The organism is Streptomyces niphimycinicus (assembly GCF_018883605.1).
GTDB classification, from domain to species: Bacteria; Actinomycetota; Actinomycetes; order Streptomycetales; family Streptomycetaceae; genus Streptomyces; species Streptomyces niphimycinicus.
This window is the reverse complement of sequence record NZ_JAHLEM010000592.1, coordinates 1-394: the sequence shown is the minus strand read 5'-3', so window position 1 is coordinate 394 and position 394 is coordinate 1. Positions and strand designations below refer to the sequence as shown.

1 protein-coding gene is annotated in these 394 nt (G+C 75.6%); it reads left to right on the top strand.

From position 1 onward, the window contains the following. Positions 1-48 precede the first annotated feature (48 nt). Positions 49-394, top strand: a 346-nt coding sequence (locus KN815_RS37085) for an alkaline phosphatase family protein (protein WP_216346239.1), incomplete at its 3' end; no start/stop codon positions are given.

Here is a 394-nt window from a genome sequence, read left to right as displayed (position 1 = left end):
CGGCTCGGCCGCCGCGCTGCGGCTGGCCGGTCCGGACGGGGGGCGCGGATGAGCGCCCGGGCACGGGCGGTCGTCCTGATCACCGAGGGGGCGTGCCCGGAGCTGATCGACCGGTGGGGCCCGGAGCGGCTGCCGCATCTGCACCGGTTGCGCGCGCTGGGCGCGAGCGGGCCGCTGCGCTCGGACTTCGTCCCCTACGAGGCGCCCGGGCTGTTCAGCGCGTTCACCGGATTCGCGCCCGATGAGCACGGGTGCTTCTCCTACTGGGATGTACACGCCCCCGACTACCGGCCGGTCGTGCTCGACGGATCCGCCGCCCGCCGCCCGTTCCTGTGGCGGCGGCCGGAGCTGACGGGCCGCCGGATCGCGCTGGTGAACGTGTTCGGCACCCATC